Annotated in this window: 13 protein-coding genes and 1 pseudogene; 9 read left to right on the top strand and 5 right to left on the bottom strand. The window is 45.0% G+C overall.

Annotated elements, in window-relative coordinates:
* The 6 genes and pseudogenes from AB5916_RS16905 to AB5916_RS16930 form a co-directional block, all read left to right on the top strand.
* Positions 1-275 (top strand): annotated as a pseudogene (locus AB5916_RS16905) (Archaeal/vacuolar-type H+-ATPase subunit E); the annotation flags it as partial.
* Positions 272-2,041: a V-type ATP synthase subunit A gene (locus AB5916_RS16910; RefSeq protein ID WP_158422290.1), complete on the top strand. Its 1,770-nt coding sequence runs from the start codon at positions 272-274 to the stop codon at positions 2,039-2,041. The pseudogene AB5916_RS16905 and the gene AB5916_RS16910, both read left to right, overlap by 4 nt.
* 29 nt (positions 2,042-2,070) lie before the next feature.
* Entirely contained in the window at positions 2,071-3,453 is a 1,383-nt protein-coding gene (locus AB5916_RS16915; protein ID WP_368192009.1) for a V-type ATP synthase subunit B, read from the top strand.
* Between the two features lie 16 nt (positions 3,454-3,469).
* Positions 3,470-4,090, top strand: a complete 621-nt coding sequence (locus AB5916_RS16920; protein WP_158422292.1) for a V-type ATP synthase subunit D — start codon at positions 3,470-3,472, stop codon at positions 4,088-4,090.
* A gap of 420 nt (positions 4,091-4,510) precedes the next feature.
* A complete protein-coding gene (locus AB5916_RS16925; protein WP_368192011.1) occupies positions 4,511-6,280 on the top strand; it encodes a DUF885 domain-containing protein in 1,770 nt (589 codons plus the stop codon).
* Positions 6,281-6,377: 97 nt separating this feature from the next.
* Positions 6,378-7,814, top strand: coding sequence for a CapA family protein (locus AB5916_RS16930; RefSeq protein ID WP_368192013.1), 1,437 nt, complete (start codon positions 6,378-6,380; stop codon positions 7,812-7,814).
* 96 nt (positions 7,815-7,910) lie between these two features.
* Here the strand turns inward: AB5916_RS16930 and AB5916_RS16935 are convergent, their stop codons facing one another.
* Genes AB5916_RS16935 through metG form a run of 5 tightly spaced genes read right to left on the bottom strand, consistent with a single transcriptional unit; the run spans position 7,911 to position 12,139 of the window.
* Positions 7,911-8,717, bottom strand: a complete 807-nt coding sequence (locus AB5916_RS16935; RefSeq protein WP_368192015.1) for a TatD family hydrolase — start codon at positions 8,715-8,717, stop codon at positions 7,911-7,913.
* Complete coding sequence (locus tag AB5916_RS16940) at positions 8,707-9,168, bottom strand: MOSC domain-containing protein (RefSeq protein ID WP_158422296.1); 462 nt, start codon at positions 9,166-9,168, stop codon at positions 8,707-8,709. Before AB5916_RS16940 ends, AB5916_RS16935 begins: the two co-directional genes overlap by 11 nt.
* Before the next feature lies 1 nt (position 9,169).
* On the bottom strand, positions 9,170-9,658 hold the full coding sequence (locus AB5916_RS16945; protein ID WP_368192017.1) for a molybdenum cofactor biosynthesis protein B: 489 nt from the start codon (positions 9,656-9,658) through the stop codon (positions 9,170-9,172).
* On the bottom strand, positions 9,627-10,130 hold the full coding sequence (moaC, locus tag AB5916_RS16950; RefSeq protein ID WP_368192019.1) for a cyclic pyranopterin monophosphate synthase MoaC: 504 nt from the start codon (positions 10,128-10,130) through the stop codon (positions 9,627-9,629). Before moaC ends, AB5916_RS16945 begins: the two co-directional genes overlap by 32 nt.
* 2 nt (positions 10,131-10,132) lie before the next feature.
* Complete coding sequence (gene metG, locus AB5916_RS16955; RefSeq protein WP_368192021.1) at positions 10,133-12,139, bottom strand: methionine--tRNA ligase; 2,007 nt, start codon at positions 12,137-12,139, stop codon at positions 10,133-10,135.
* A gap of 227 nt (positions 12,140-12,366) precedes the next feature.
* Between metG and AB5916_RS16960 the strand changes: the two genes are divergently transcribed.
* The 3 genes from AB5916_RS16960 to AB5916_RS16970 all read left to right on the top strand — a co-directional run bounded on the left by AB5916_RS16960 (position 12,367) and on the right by AB5916_RS16970 (position 14,983).
* Entirely contained in the window at positions 12,367-13,731 is a 1,365-nt protein-coding gene (locus AB5916_RS16960; protein ID WP_368192023.1) for an NAD(P)/FAD-dependent oxidoreductase, read from the top strand.
* Positions 13,732-13,894: 163 nt separating this feature from the next.
* On the top strand, positions 13,895-14,287 hold the full coding sequence (locus AB5916_RS16965; protein WP_158422300.1) for a transcriptional repressor: 393 nt from the start codon (positions 13,895-13,897) through the stop codon (positions 14,285-14,287).
* Positions 14,288-14,434: 147 nt separating this feature from the next.
* Entirely contained in the window at positions 14,435-14,983 is a 549-nt protein-coding gene (locus AB5916_RS16970) for an NADH peroxidase (protein ID WP_158422301.1), read from the top strand.
* The last annotated feature ends 131 nt before the right edge of the window (positions 14,984-15,114 follow it).

Below are 15,114 nucleotides of genomic sequence, written 5' to 3' on the forward strand. Positions count from 1 at the left end.
CTGAATACGAGGATTACCTTGTACGCAAGATCAAAGAAGCTGTTGATTTTGCAAAAGATGATGAACTATTTATATTCCTTTCCCCTGAAGATGAAGGCCTGAAACACACCATGATGGCACGCACCGGATTCCCGGTACAGATCTCCAAAGAGCCTTTTATCGGTGGGATCCGTGCAACCATTCCAAGTAAGAATATCCTGATCGACAATTCTTTTATGGAATCATTGCATACACTGCGAAAAGAATTCAGTTTTGACGGAGGGCCGAAAGCATGAGCAGAACAGGCACGATTTATGGGATCAATGGCCCGGTCATTTACTTAAAAGGTGATCCAGGCTTTAAAATTTCCGAAATGGTCTATGTAGGACCTGAGCATCTGGTAGGTGAGGTCATTGGCCTGAAAAAAGGCATGACCACTGTACAGGTATTCGAGGAAACTACAGGACTTAAGCCAGGCGAAACTGTTACCGGTACAGGAGATGCGATCTCCGTGCTTCTGGGGCCTGGTATTATTCATAATATTTTTGACGGTATCCAGCGTCCGCTGGAAGAAATTGCAAAATCCTCCGGTAAATATATTTCCAGAGGTGTAAGTGTTGATTCTCTTGACACTAAGAAAAAATGGGATGTACACGTAACCGTAAAAGAGGGTGATGTGGTAACTCCTGGTACCATTATTGCACAAACCCAGGAAACCCCTTCTATCCTTCATAAATCCATGGTTCCGCCAGATATGGGAACTGCCACAGTTATCAAGACAGTACCTGACGGAGCTTACAATATCCTTGAACCCATCGTAACAGTCCGCCTTGCTGACGGAAGCGAAAAGGATATTGCCCTGGCACAGAAATGGCCTATTCGTATCCCAAGACCTACTTACAAGCGTTTTCCTGCAAGCGTTCCTCTTGTAACCGGACAGCGTATCCTGGATACTCTGTTCCCTATCGCAAAGGGCGGTACAGCTGCCATCCCAGGCGGTTTCGGTACAGGAAAAACCATGACACAGCACCAGATCGCCAAATGGTCTGATGCAGATATCATCATCTACATCGGCTGTGGTGAGCGTGGAAACGAGATGACCCAGGTTCTGGAGGATTTCTCCAAACTGGTTGACCCTAAGTCCGGCAACCTGATGCTGGATCGTACCACACTGATCGCCAATACTTCCAATATGCCTGTAGCAGCCCGTGAGGCATCTATCTATACAGGTGTTACCCTTGCGGAATATTACCGCGATATGGGCTATGACGTAGCTATTATGGCTGACTCCACTTCCCGTTGGGCTGAGGCACTTCGTGAGCTGTCCGGACGTCTGGAGGAAATGCCTGCCGAGGAAGGCTTCCCGGCTTACCTGGCTTCCAAGCTTTCCGCTTTTTATGAAAGAGCCGGCATGATGCAGAATCTGAACGGAACCGAAGGCTCTGTTTCCATTATCGGAGCCGTATCCCCACAGGGCGGTGACTTCTCAGAGCCTGTTACCCAGAATACCAAGCGTTTCGTCCGCTGCTTCTGGGGACTGGATAAATCCCTGGCCTATGCCCGCCATTTCCCGGCTATCCACTGGCTTACCAGCTACAGTGAATACCTGGAGGATCTGTCTCCCTGGTACAGAGAGCATGTTTCCCCAAAATTTGTATCTGACCGTAATCAGCTGATGGCGATCCTGAACCAGGAAAGCTCCCTGATGGAAATCGTAAAGCTGATCGGAAGTGATGTTCTGCCGGATGACCAGAAGCTTACCCTTGAAATCGCAAGGGTGATCCGTCTTGGATTCCTGCAGCAAAATGCATTCCATCAGGAAGATACATGTGTCCCAATGGAAAAGCAGTTCCTTATGATGGAAACCATCCTGTATCTCTATGAGAAATGCCGTTCTCTGGTAAACAAGGGCATGCCTGTTTCTGTCTTAAAAGAAGACAATATTTTTGAAAGAATCATATCTATCAAATATGATGTTCCTAATGACAAACCGGAAATGTTCCAGGATTATATGACAGACATCGACCGCTTCTACAATAATGTTCTGGAACGCAACGGCTGATAAACAGGACAATAAGGAGGAATGCTTTTATGGCAATAGAATATTTAGGCTTAAGCGAGATCAACGGCCCTCTTGTAGTCCTGGAGGGCGTTAAAAACGCTTCCTACGAGGAGATCGTCAAATTCCGTATGGATGACGGAAAAGAAAAGATTGGCCGTATTATTGAAATCTATGAAGACAAGGCTGTGATCCAGGTGTTTGAGGGCTCTGATGGAATGTCCCTCAGCAACACACATACCAGCCTTTCTGGACATCCTATGGAGATCGGGCTTTCCCCGGAGATCCTGGGACGTACCTTTAATGGTATCGGACAGCCCATTGACGGGCTGGGTGATATCACACCGGAAGTCAGCCTGAACATTAACGGACTTCCGCTAAACCCTGTAACAAGGGAATATCCACGAAATTATATCAACACCGGTATTTCTGCCATTGACGGACTTACCACACTGATCCGCGGCCAGAAGCTTCCAATCTTCTCAGGCAACGGACTTCCCCATGACAAGCTGGCAGCCCAGATCGTGCGTCAGGCTTCCCTTGGTGGTGACTCTGACGAGAACTTCGCCATTGTTTTTGCAGCCATGGGCGTTAAATACGATGTAGCTGAGTTCTTCCGCAGGACCTTTGAAGAAAGCGGTGCATCTGACCATGTAGTTATGTTTCTGAATCTTGCAAACGATCCTACAGTGGAACGTCTGCTTACCCCGAAGATCGCATTGACAGCAGCAGAATATCTTGCCTTTGAAAAAGGAATGCATATCCTTGTAATCCTTACAGATATCACTTCCTTCTGTGAGGCAATGCGTGAGGTTTCCTCCTCCAAAGGAGAAATCCCATCCCGTAAAGGATATCCTGGATATCTGTACAGCGAGCTGGCTACTCTTTATGAGCGTGCCGGTATTGTCCGTGGCGGTACAGGCTCTGTTACACAGATCCCGATCCTGACCATGCCAAATGATGATATCACTCATCCCATCCCTGACCTGACCGGTTATATCACTGAAGGACAGATCGTTCTTGACCGTCAGCTTCACGGCCAGTCCGTATATCCGCCGATCAATGTACTGCCCTCTCTTTCCCGTCTGATGAAGGATGGTATTGGTGAAGGCTTTACAAGAGAAGACCATCAGGATGTGGCAAATCAGCTATTTTCCTGCTACGCAAAGGTTGGAGATGCAAGAGCACTTGCTTCTGTTATCGGTGAAGATGAGCTTTCGCCAATCGATAAGAAGTATCTGGCATTCGGTAAAGCTTTTGAAAGTGAATTCGTAGGACAAACTGATACGGAAAACCGCTCCATCATCCAGACCCTGGATAAGGGCTGGGAGCTTCTTGGAATGCTGCCTAGGGAAGAGCTGGACCGTGTAGATACCAAGATCCTGGATAAATATTATCACGAGACTGCAAAATAAAAAGTGAGGTGATGTCATGGATCCAAATACATTTCCCACCAAAGGAAATCTGATCCTTGCAAAGAATTCCCTTGCCCTCTCCCGTCAGGGCTATGAACTGATGGATAAAAAAAGAAATATCCTGATCCGTGAGATGATGAACCTGGTGGATCAGGCTAAGGACATTCAGACTCAGATCGATGAAACCTTCCGTGCCGCTTATGCAGCCCTGCAAATGGCAAACATGGAAATGGGTATCGCCTTTGTGGAACAGGTTTCCCACACTGTGCCCATTGAAAATTCCATCCGCATCAAAACACGAAGCGTTATGGGTACCGAGATCCCTCTGGTAGAATATGATAAAAACAAAAATACACCTACCTACGCTTACTACAGCACCCGAATGTCCCTGGATCAGGCCAAGGCAGCCTTTGAACGGGTAAAAGAGCTGTCCATACAGCTTTCCATGATCGAAAATTCTGCGATCCGCCTTGCCAATAACATCAAAAAGACCCAGAAGCGTGCCAATGCCCTGAAGAATATCACAATTCCAAAATTTGAAGCATTGACAAAGGATATTTCCAATGCACTGGAAGAAAAAGAGCGTGAGGAATTCACAAGACTGAAAGTTATCAAACGTATGAAGCAAAGCGCCTGATCTTAACAGGCGGATATATGAAAATGCAGAAGGAGACTGTCACAGCTGCCTGAAAATCACTTTTCTGGTACTGTGTCGGTCTCTTTTCTCTTGTCAATAGTTTTTCCCTTTTTTTTCGTATTTTTTACAATTTTATGATATATAACCAAAACATTTGTTTTTTCTTTTTTTATGTAAATCAAGTCATCCACATCCTATCCATGTGGACAATGTGGATAATTTTGTGTATAACTTTATTTTTCAAGGTTTTTTACATGTTTAAAAAGTGGAAAACTTTTGCACCTATTTTCATACAATCCACATTCCTCGACAAACTTTGTGCAATGTGCCAAAAATATATTTTTTTCCGACAATTTATCCCCTGTCATAGAACCTTCCCTCTGCCAATAGGATAGTAAAAACAGTTTTGAAAGGCTATCTATGCGCTCCAGACTATCCCAATTATCCAAGCGACACAGATATACTCTCACGGCCCTGTTTCTTTCTCTTATCTTCCTCCTTGGCATGGGTATTGGCTGCCTGTCCGGCCACGGATTTTCAGAAAACAGTAAATTTCAGTCTTTTACAAAAGAACTGTTTAAAAAAGAAGTGTCCGGAAATACTCTTACCCTTCACTACACGCTGGCCGATCCGGAAGCCTTTGGGATTTCCGGTCAAAAGGCTTCACTTGGAACAATGGATACAGATACAGACAGTACCCGCAAGCTTTGCAAGGATTATCTCCATAAGCTGAAAGCCTTTGACTCCCATCGTCTTTCGAGACAAAACAATATAACCCAGGATACCCTGCTGCTTTATTTCCATACGCAGCTGGAAGGCCTGAAAACCCCTTATTTAGATGAGCCTCTTGGCCCAAGCCTTGGCATACAAGCCCAGCTGCCTGTGCTGCTTGCTGAATATGCCTTTCATCAGGAGCAGGATATTACAGACTATCTGAATCTTCTTGCGGATATCCCCTCTTACTTTGACAGTATCCTGGAATATGAAAAACAAAAATCCCAAAAAGGTCTGTTTATGAGTGATGCCATGCTTGACCGGATCCAGGCACAGTGCCGCTCTTTTATCCAGGATCCGGATTCTAATTACATGCTGTCGATCTTTGCCCAGAAGCTGGATGCCCTTGAAGCGCTCTCAGATGCCGATAAAAGCCATTTAAACCAGGTGCATAGGCAAATCCTTATCCGCAAGGTTATTCCGGCTTATCAGGCCCTTATAAACGGTTTAGAGGCATTTCGCGGCACAGGCCGGGAAAGCTGCGGACTTTCCCATTATCCTGGAGGAACGGATTATTACTGTTATCTTCTGAAAAGCCAGACCGGGGTCTATGAACCGATCGCCCGGATCCGTAAACGGCTGCTTATCCAGCTTCAGAAGGATTCTGCTGAAGTTTCCGCTCTGGCAGCCATACATCCATCACTTCTTACTGACTATGCCAAAGGAACCGATCTCCCCTCTTTGGCACCCCAAAAGGCCCTGCTTTTTCTTCAGGACTGTATGCAAAAGGATTTCCCCTCCCTGGGCCAAACATCCTATCAGATACGCTATGTACATAAATCCATGGAAAAATACTTAAGCCCGGCATTTTATCTTACTCCTCCCATTGACACCAAAGAGCCTAATGTGATCTATATCAATCAGGCCGCTTCCACCACACAGCTGGAGCTTTTTACCACGCTGGCACATGAAGGCTTTCCCGGGCACCTGTATCAGACACAGTTTTTTTCCCAGCTAGATCCGGATCCTGTACGCTCCCTTTTTGATTCCAGCGGCTATGTAGAGGGCTGGGCCACTTATGTAGAATCCTATGCATACCAGTATGCAGCCGCACTGATAAACCATGAGGATGCCGAAAGCCTGACCCGTCTGGCAGCTCTGAACCGCAGCATTAATCTATGCCTATATTCTCTGGTGGATATTGGGATCCACTATCAGGGCTGGTCTTCTGCACAAACCGCAGATTTTTTAAAGAATTTCGGTATCCGAGACGCATCTGCTGTAAGCCAGATCTACCAATATATTACGGAAACTCCTGGAAATTACCTGAAATACTATGTTGGATACCTGAATTTTCTGGATCTGAAAGACGAAGCCCAAAAAGAGAATCCAGAAGCTTTTGATCTGAAACAGTTCCATTCCCAAGTTCTTCAGATCGGCCCGGTTCCGTTTCCTGTGCTGAAGAAATACCTGTAACAAAAATTTAAAAAAATTTTAAAATGACTTTCCATAGAAAAAAGAATTTGCTATAATTAAATTTAACATAAAATTATTGATAATAAAGGACAGTCCAATGAAAAAGAATGAAAATGTACCATTGAATTTCAGGGAAAAGAGCATTTCACGCATCAGTTTCTATGTATCCATCGGTGTGCTGGCTGTTTTATTTCTCATATTCAACCAGATAGACTACAATATGATCCGCAAGCCTGCACAGCAGGCCCAGAAAGAAGCCCAGGCTAAGAAAGAGCAAGAGCAAAAGGAAGCTGAGACAGCACCTGACGTGACTACAGCCTCCGTGATCGCAGTAGGTGATAACCTGGTGCAGCCCAGTCTTCTGAATTCCGGCAAATACGAAAGCGGAGCCTGGAACTACGATCATGTATATACCAATTTTACCACCATGCTCCAGAATGCAGATATTGCCATGGTCAATCAGGAGACCCCCTTTACAGACAGTCATGATTCTGTCAGCGGTACAGCACCTTACGCTACCCCTACAGAGATCGGAGATGCCCTTGTAAAGGCTGGCTTTAATGTGATCACCTCTGCCACACAGCTGATCGATGACAATGGTTCAACGATGCTTACGCAGACTTTGGATTACTGGAAGAACCAGCATCCGGACACAATGATTTCAGGCATACACGACACAACCGACAATGGGGGGGCCAATATTCTTGAGATCAATGGTATCAAGATCGCTTTTCTTGATTATACCTTCCCTTCATCTGCGGTTTCGGAAGAATCCGGGGACACAGGTATGGTGAATACCTTTGATTCACAGTCAGTAGCTGATGCCATTAAAACAGCGAAATCATCTGCAGATTGTGTGATCTTTTCTGCCAACTGGGGCAAAACAGAAGAGCCTATGCCTACCGAATACGAGAAGGAATGGGCCAATTTCCTGATGAAGCAGGGCGTGGATGTGGTGATCGGCACCCATCCCAATGTATTGCAGCCTTATGGTTACCTTACAGATGATGAAGGCCACAATATGCTGATCTATTATTCCCTTGGCAACTTTGTATCCGGTCAGGAGACCTTGAAACAGCTTTTGGGAGGCATGGCAGGCTTTACCATTGAGAAGACAGTTACCGGTGATCAGACTTCTGTTAAGATCCGCGACGGAGCACTCACCCCACTTGTCATGCATTACAGCTATGAGGATGGCGAATATCAGCCCTATCTTCTTTCTGATTATACTGACGAGCTTGCTTCCAGGCACAGTGTGCGGGACATTATCGGGGATGAATTTACCTTAGAAAATCTTCAGACAAAATACGATGAGATCATGTCCATGAATGTAACACCGTCCACCAAGACCACACTTTTGGATGTTACCTTTGATTCAGATGGCAATATGCTTGATGAGTCCGGCAATATGGTAACAGACACGGATTCTATCACTTCCAGCCAATATTACCAGAACCTTTCCTCAGCAGAAAATAATGAGGGCAGCAACGACGGTAATTCAGACAGTGATAGCGGTGATTCAGAACAGCAATAACGGAAACATGTGTCGCTAGGCACACATAGCAAGAGCCATGTACCCCAGATCAAAGGGCACATGGCTCATTTTTATCTCAGCTTACGCTGACCAGAATCACGCGCCAAGTCTCGCAGCTGCTCGACTTGAATTTCTCAGCAACAGCTTTTTGGCATTTGCTTCTGTAATAGTAATCACTTCTTCAGGAGTGGTGTCTTTCAGCTGTGCAACAGCAGCCGCCACATAAGACAGATTCAATGAAGAATTTCTTTTGCCACGATTTGGCTCCGGTGCCATATAGGGGCAGTCTGTTTCCAAAAGGATCTGTTCCAGCGGTGCCTGCCTTACCACTTCCTTCAGCTTTTTGGCATTTTTGAATGTAACAACACCACCGATTCCCAGATACAGCCCCATTTTCAAGTATTCTGCTGCTATCTCCGAACTGTAGGAAAAGCAGTGGATGATGCCGCCATACATGCCGCCTCTCATATACTCCCGGATGATCTCCAGTGTATCCTCTGCCGCATCCCGGCTGTGAATCATAAACGGAAGCTTTTCCTGTCTGGCAATATCCAGCTGGGCACGAAACATTTCCTGCTGTTTCCTGTGTTCTTCCTTTTCCTTGTGCCAATAGTAATCCAGGCCGATCTCGCCAATGGCTACCATCTTGTCCATCCTGGAAATCCGGGTGATCTCATCCAATGTATCCTTGGTCATCTTGTCTGCATCATCCGGATGCACACCTACTGCTCCATATATGAACGGATATTTCTCTGTAAGCTCTACTGTACGGTGGAATTGTCCTATGGAAGCACATACATTCACAATATGCCCTACGCCCTGCTTCTCCATCTGGCCTAGAAGGTCTTCCCTGTCAGAATCAAAAGCTTCATCGTCATAATGGGCATGTGTATCAAAGATCATCTGTACTGCCTCCTGCTTCTTCTGCCTGGATCCTCAGGTCATCTCCCACACGGATCGTTCCGCCTTTCAAAACACGGGTGAACACCCCTTCTCTTGGCATGATACAATCTCCCATTTTCTGGAAAATAACACATCCATGATGACACTCCTTCCCCACCTGAGTCAGCTCCAGCACCACATCTTTACAGCAAAATCTGGTACCAACAGGAAGAGTGGCAAAATCAAACCCTTCCACTACCAGATTTTCTCCAAACGCACCATCTTCTACTTCTGCGCCTCTGGAACGAAATGCCTGAATCTTATCATAGGATAAAAGGCTTACCTGCCTGTGCCATTTCCCGGCATGGGCATCTCCTTTGATTCCCCAGTCCTCTATAAATTCAGCCTCAGGGATACTGCGTTTTTGTGTACCCCTTTTTTCACTGATACAGATTGCCCGTATTTTACCCATGTCAGCCTCCACAATTCCCAGTCTCTCCGGTAAGGATCTCAATCCCATGCCCAAGAGCGCTAATAATATATTCCAGACTTTCCCGTACAGCCTTAGGACTGCCCGGCAGATTAATGATCAGTGTCTGCCTGCGTATCCCGGCTGTGGCCCGGCTGAGCATTGCCCTCTTGGTAATGGTCACACTGTATGCACGAATCGCCTCAGGGATCCCCGGTACCCTGCGTTCTATCACATCTTCGGTAGCTTCCGGCATCACATCCCTTGCAGAAAATCCGGTGCCGCCTGTGGTAAGGATCAGCTCTGCCAGGTTTTCATCAGCAATCTGAGCCATACGTCTGGCCAGCATATCCCGGTCATCCGGAAGAATATCCATGGATACCACCTGATATCCTTCTTTTTCTGCAATTTCTTTTATTGCAGGACCACTTTTGTCTTCCCGCTCTCCTGCATAACCAGCATCACTGGACGTTATGATCGCTACTCTCTTCATAATAAAAATCCCCGCTTTTACCGCCTTTTTTCTCTACAAGATGAATGTCTGTCATCACCATATGCTTGTCAATGGCTTTGCACATGTCATAGATGGTAAGAAGTGTTACCTGTACACCGGTAAGCGCTTCCATTTCCACACCTGTCCTGCCCTCTGTCTTTACTGTACAGAAAACCTGGATCCGGCTTCTCTCACCATCAATCTGATAATCAATGCTGCATTTCTGTATAGGAAGAGGATGACACATAGGCACCAACTCTGACGTTCTTTTCACCGCCATGATCCCTGCCACCCGTGCCACGCCCAGAACATCTCCTTTTTTCACTGTACCAGCAGTAACCGCCTCCAGGATCTCCCTGCCAACCAAGATAGATCCTGTGGCTACTGCAGTGCGGCAAGTAATGGCCTTTCCGGACACATCCACCATGATCGCATTGCCTTTTTCATCAAAATGGCTTAATTTACCTTCCATGATCAGCAGATCTCAGCTCCTGCAGGCATTTCTCTTTCAGGAACCATAAGGGAAAGCTTGCCTTCCTCATCTTCAGCGCAAAGGATCATTCCCTCACTTAAGATACCTGCCAGCTTGGCCGGCTTCAGATTGGTAACAACCATAACCTTCTTCCCAACCATCTGCTCCGGTGTATAATGTGCCTTGATACCGGACACGATCTGGCGCACCTGGCTGCCGATCTTTACCTGAGAGCACAGAAGCTTTTTAGATTTCTTCACTGCTTCACAAGCAATGATCTCCCCTACCTGGAACTGAAGCTTGGAAAAATCATCAAAAGTGATCTCCGGCTTTGCCTCAAGATCAATGCCTTTCTCTTCTTCTTTTGCAGGCTCTTCCGGCTTGGACGGATGAAGCACTTCTACCTTTGCCATAACATCTTTCAGGTCCAGACGTGCGAAAAGAATCTCCGGCTTTTCTGTTACTTTATTGCCTGAAGGATACAATCCAAAGGTCTTAAGATCTTCCAGTGTACGCTCTTTTGCATTTAACTGGGCAAGGATCCTTGCTGCAGTATCCGGCATAAAGGACTGAAGAAGTGTAGCACCCATGCAGATCCCTTCAACCAGATTGTAAAGGACTGTTGCCAGACGATCCTGCTTTGTCTCATCCTTTGCAAGTGCCCATGGCATTGTTTCATCAATATATTTGTTACATCTCTTGAACAGTGTAAACACCTCCGTAATAGCATCTGCTACACGAAGCTTCTCCATTTTGGCATCTACTTTTCCAGGTATGGACAGGATAAAGGATTTCAGATCCTCATCTACAGGCTCTGCAACTCCCTTATTCTCTACAACACCGCCAAAATACTTATTTGACATGGAAATAGTACGGTTGACCAGATTGCCCAGTGTATTAGCCAGTTCAGAATTAAGGCGCTCCACCATCAGTTCCCAGGTGATCACTCCATCATTGTCAAAAGGCATTTCGTGGAGTACGAAATAACGGACAGCATCCACGCCAAAGAAATCTACCAGCTCGTCTGCATAGATCACATTGCCTTTTGATTTACTCATTTTACCATTGCCCTGCAAAAGCCATGGATGTCCAAATACCTGCTTTGGAAGCGGCAGATCCAGAGACATCAGGAAGATCGGCCAATAAATAGTATGGAAACGGATGATATCCTTTCCGATCAGATGCAGGTCTGCAGGCCACATTTTATTAAACTGCTCTGTACTGTTGCCGTCACAGTCATAGCCGATCCCGGTAATATAGTTTGTCAGTGCATCCAGCCATACATAAACAACATGTTTCGGATCAAAATCAACCGGAATTCCCCACTTAAAAGAGGTTCTGGAAACGCAAAGATCCTGAAGTCCAGGAAGCAGGAAGTTGTTCATCATCTCGTTCTTTCTGGATTCCGGCTGAATGAAATCCGGATGTGTATTAATGTAATCGATAAGCTTGTCTGCATATTTGCTCATTTTGAAGAAATATGCCTCTTCCTTTGCGGGCACGCAAGGCCTTCCACAATCCGGGCATTTACCGTCTACCAGCTGGGATTCTGTAAAGAATGACTCACATGGAGTACAGTACATTCCCTCATAATGCCCTTTGTAGATATCGCCCTTTGCATACATTTTCTTGAAAATCTTCTGTACCTGCTTCTCATGATCAGCATCTGTTGTACGGATGAATTTGTCATAAGAGGTATTCATCAAATCCCAGATCTCTTTGATCTGACCGGAAACATTATCCACAAATTCCTTAGGTGTAACTCCTGCTTCAGCTGCTTTCAGCTCAATCTTCTGGCCATGCTCGTCAGTTCCGGTCTGGAAAAACACATCATACCCCTGCTGTCTTTTGTATCTGGCAATAGCATCTGCCAGAACAGCCTCGTAAGTATTGCCGATATGAGGTTTTCCGGATGTGTACGCAATGGCTGTTGTAATATAATACTTCTGTTTTTCCATTTCTTGATTCCTCCTCTTTCTACAACAAAAAACGCCTTCCCAACCTACCATTGAGAAGACGAGTCCTTGGGTTTTCTTCTTTATGAATGCATCGTAACACACTTTGCCGTTTTTGTAAACACAGTTTTGCCGTATTTTCTGCCTGTTGCTTGTTCCAATACCCAAATTATGATAGGATAAAATAAGGTTATAAAACCATGAAATGGTACCTGTTTTTTCTTGCAGGATACTATTGGTAAACAGTTGAAACTATTAAAAAAATAAGGAGTGTGAGCAAATTGAAATATGATGTGATTATTGTTGGTGCCGGTCCTGGCGGTATTTTTTCTGCCTATGAGCTGATCCACCGAAACCCTGATCTGAAAATCGCAGTTTTTGAAGAAGGCCATCCTCTTTCCCGACGTCGCTGTCCCATTGACGGAGATAAGGTAAAAAGCTGTATCAAATGTAAAACCTGTGCCATTATGAGTGGTTTTGGCGGTGCAGGCGCTTTTTCCGATGGAAAATATAATATTACCAATGATTTTGGCGGCACTCTGTATGAACATATTGGCAAAAAGCAGGCCATTGACCTTATGGAATATGTAGATTCCATCAATGTTTCCCATGGGGGAGAAAAAACAAAAATGTATTCCACTGCGCAGACGAAATTCAAAAAGCTTTGCATCCAGAACAAGCTTCGTCTCCTGGACGCTTCAGTCCGCCATCTGGGTACAGATATCAACTATATTGTTCTTGAGAACCTGTTCAATGAGCTGAATAACAAAATGGATTTCTTTTTTGATACCTCAGTAGATCATATTGAAGTTCTGGATACAGGCTACCGCATCTATCATGGTGATTCCTATGACGACTGTGAGAAGTGTATCGTCTCAGTAGGACGAAGCGGCAGCAAATGGATGGAAAAAATATGTAAAGAACTGGATATCCCTACCAAATCCAACCGTGTGGATATCGGTGTGCGTGTAGAGATCCCTGCTGTGATCTTCTCCCACCTGACAGATGAACTGTACGAAAGCAAGATCGTATACCGCACAGAAAAATTTGAAGATAATGTACGTACCTTCTGCATGAATCCCTATGGGATCGTTGTAAATGAAAATACAAACGGAATTGTCACTGTAAACGGCCACAGCTACGAAGATCCTCAGAAGCAAACGGAAAATACAAACTTTGCACTTCTTGTTGCCAAGCACTTTTCCCAGCCCTTCAAGGATAGTAACGGCTATGGCGAAAGCATTGCCCGTCTCTCCAATATGCTGGGCGGTGGTGTGATCGTTCAGCGCTTTGGCGATCTTGTCCGAGGCCGCAGAAGTACTGTCAGCCGTATTGATGAGGGCATGGTTCGTCCAACCCTGGCTGCTACTCCCGGAGATCTGAGCCTTGTGCTTCCCAAGCGAATCCTGGATGGAATCATTGAGATGATCTATGCCCTTGACAAAATCGCTCCAGGTACTGCCAATGATGATACCCTGCTTTATGGTGTGGAAGTTAAATTCTATAACATGGAAGTAGACATCAATGAAAATCTTGAAACCAAATATAAAGGATTGTATGTGATCGGTGACGGAAGCGGCGTTACACACTCTCTTTCCCATGCTTCTGCCAGCGGTGTATACGTGGCAAGACAGATCACACAGTAAAGATCGGATCAAACAAATCATACATTCAATAACAAATAAAACAGTACATGTCATCGACAACGAATAAATTCGTAAATTCTGTTAATTACTTATTGACATACAGAAGAAAATAGGTTATATTAATTTCAGTAACAGTTATCATTATCAGAAAGGAGCTAGTTTTATGGCAGCCATGAAATTCAGCCGCCAGCGAGAATCCATCAAAGAATTCCTGCGAGGACGTACAGATCATCCTACTGCTGACACTGTATATGAGAATGTAAAGCTTATATATCCAAAGATCAGCCTTGGAACTGTGTACCGCAATCTTTCTCTTCTTTCTGATATTGGAGAGATCCAGAAGCTTGCAAGCTTTGGCGGTTCAGACAGATTTGACGCTCGGATCGATCCCCACTGTCACTTTATGTGCACCAGATGCGGCAGAGTCCTTGATATGGATGAGGAGCATTTTGACAAACTTATGGCAGAGGCGGCTATTCATTTTACAGGCGGTGAGATCACTCATTATAACGCCAGTTTTTACGGGATCTGCAAGGATTGTAAGGGAAAAGAGTAACTATTCCTTATTAAAAGCCAAAAGTTTTACTTATTAAAAACCAAAAGTTTTACTTGACAATTCAACAATTACGTGTTACATTAAAACAGTAATAATTACTATTATTAAAAATCAAATAATTAAATTATAGAAAAGGAGATATGAATTATGGCAAAATGGGTATGTAGTGTATGCGGTTATGTTTATGAAGGCGAGAATCCACCAGAAGCCTGTCCACAGTGTAAAGCACCAGCATCTAAGTTCACTAAGCAGGATGAAGGAAACCTTACATGGGCAGCTGAACATGTTGTAGGTGTTGCTCAGGGCGTGAGTGAAGACATTCTTGCAGACTTAAGAGCAAACTTCCAGGGTGAGTGCTCTGAGGTTGGTATGTATCTTGCAATGGCAAGAGTAGCTCACAGAGAGGGATATCCGGAGATCGGCCTGTACTGGGAGAAAGCAGCTTATGAAGAAGCAGAGCATGCTGCTAAGTTTGCAGAGCTGTTAGGTGAAGTTGTTACAGACAGCACTAAGAAGAACCTTGAGATGCGTGTAGAAGCTGAGAACGGTGCAACAGCTGGTAAATTCGACCTTGCGAAACGTGCAAAAGCAGCTAATCTGGATGCTATTCATGATACTGTTCATGAAATGGCTAAGGACGAGGCAAGACACGGAAAAGCATTCGCCGGTCTGCTTAAGAGATACTTTGGAGAATAATTTCTTCCAGAAATTCGCATAGAATACAGATTATTACAAAGGGGCTGCCGCACTTTGATATGCTACCCTCATATAGGACAATGAAATATAAAAGTCCTATATGGGGGTATTTTCATGTCCAGAAAAAGCAA

The organism is Blautia sp. 1033sp1_1033st1_G9_1033SCRN_220408 (genome assembly GCF_040929965.1).
Classification (GTDB): domain Bacteria; phylum Bacillota; class Clostridia; order Lachnospirales; family Lachnospiraceae; genus Blautia_A; species Blautia_A ammoniilytica.